We start from the raw sequence: 1,681 nt of genomic DNA, 5'->3' as shown, positions 1-1,681 counted from the left end.
GAATCGGCGTGCAAAATTGGCTCTGACTCACTTTTGATGGAATTCGGGTGCCGGCTCGCGTTGGTTTACACAAGGAATCAACGCCATGGGCCATGCATTGCGGCCTTCGACCCTAGTCCCTCGCGGCTTTGTGGTGGACGACACCGCCGTCGAAGAAGAGGTGATGTTGATCACGGTCCGTCCCTCGAGTGCGGCGAGCCTCTGTCCGGGCTGCGGAACGAGGTCGCAGCGGATCCACAGTCGGTATCAGCGGCGCCTGGCGGACCTGCCGATGGCGGGCAAGCCTGTTCGGATCGTCGTTGTGGCTCGACGGTTCCACTGCGGCGCAGTGTTGTGTGGCCGGCGGATCTTCGCCGAGCGTTTCGACGGGGATGTTCTGGCACCGTGGGCGCGGCGAACCGCCCGGCTCGACCAAATCGTCCATCACCTTGGGCTTGCGCTAGGCGGCAGGCCCGCGGCCAGCTTCGCCAAGAGGTTGATGCTGCCGGTGAGTAACGACACGTTGCTGCGCATCGTGCGGCGGCGCGGTAGTCCGCGCTTTGTCCCGCCGACCGTGATCGGGATCGACGACTGGGCGTGGCGACGAAATCAACGCTATGGGACGATCATCTGCGACCTTGAGCGGCGCAAGACCATCGCCTTGCTGCCTGACCGTGAGCCGGCGACGGCCCAGGCCTGGCTCTCAGACCAACCCCAGATCGGCGTTGTCGCCCGCGACCGCGGTGGCGGCTACGCTCTTGCGACCGCCAAGGCGCTGCCTAAGGCGATCCAAGTGGCCGACCGCTGGCACTTGATGGAGAACGCCAGCCGCGCCTTCCTTGATGCAGTTCGCAAATCCATGCGGTCGATCCGCGCCGCGCTTGGCGCCGCCACGATTGATCCAGAACTGCTAACCGCTGCCGAACGGATCCAATATGAAGGCTACCTTCGTCGAGAAGACACCAATGCCGTCATCCTCGGCCTGTCCAAGGACGGGACTACGATTAGGGAGATTGTTCGCCGCACCGGCCATAGCCGCGGCGTTGTGCGCAAGGTTCTGCGTGGCCAGCGATCTGACGTCTTTCGGGTCCGAGAAAGCTCGCTGGAGCTTTATCTTCCTTGGCTCGACGCCCAATGGACGGCTGGGGAGCGCAACGCAACGGCACTCTGGCGGCGCCTCAAGAGCCAGGGATTCCGTGGTTGCTTGCGTGTCGTCACCGAGTGGGCCACGCGTCGCCGGCGTTCAGATCAAGTGAACGGCGACGCCCTGCGCCGTGCGCCCTCGGCCCGAACCATTGCACGGCTAATGACCATCGGTCGCGACAGCCTCTCTAAGCCCGAAACTGTCACGGTGGCGGTGATCGAGGGCGGCGTGCCTTTGTTGGTGGAGGCCCGGGAAATCGTCGCCGGCTTCCAAGCCATGATCCGCAAGAAGACTCTTGCCGATCTCGAACCTTGGTTGGAGCGGGCCAGATCAAGTCTGGTCGCCTCGTTCGCCAACGGCGTTCTCAATGATCGCTCGGCCGTCAGCGCTGCGATCACGTCGCAATGGTCCAACGGTCAGACCGAGGGCCAGATCACCAAGCTTAAGCTCGTGAAACGCCAAATGTACGGCCGAGGAAAGCTCGACCTGCTTCAGGCCCGCGTCATCGGTGCTGGTTAAGGTTCAATCATCACCAAAAGTGCGTCAGAGCCAAAATTG

General features: G+C 62.9%; 1 protein-coding gene. It reads left to right on the top strand.

Going from position 1 to position 1,681, the window contains the following annotated elements; genetic code table 11:
- The first annotated feature begins 85 nt into the window (after positions 1–85).
- The gene (locus tag NKJ09_RS32410; RefSeq protein WP_352764778.1) at positions 86–1,642 is read left to right on the top strand and encodes an ISL3 family transposase; all 1,557 of its coding nucleotides are present in this window, start codon (positions 86–88) and stop codon (positions 1,640–1,642) included.
- Positions 1,643–1,681: the final 39 nt, after the last annotated feature.

The organism is Mesorhizobium sp. M0189, assembly GCF_040322135.1.
In the GTDB taxonomy this organism is placed as follows: Bacteria; Pseudomonadota; Alphaproteobacteria; order Rhizobiales; family Rhizobiaceae; genus Mesorhizobium.
This window is presented reverse-complemented; position numbering and strand designations above follow the sequence as displayed.

Bases quoted from the DNA above. Each gene is read 5' to 3' on its own strand.
- NKJ09_RS32410 (WP_352764778.1), top strand. From the start codon at position 86: ATGGGCCATGCATTGCGGCCTTCGACCCTAGTCCCTCGCGGCTTTGTG.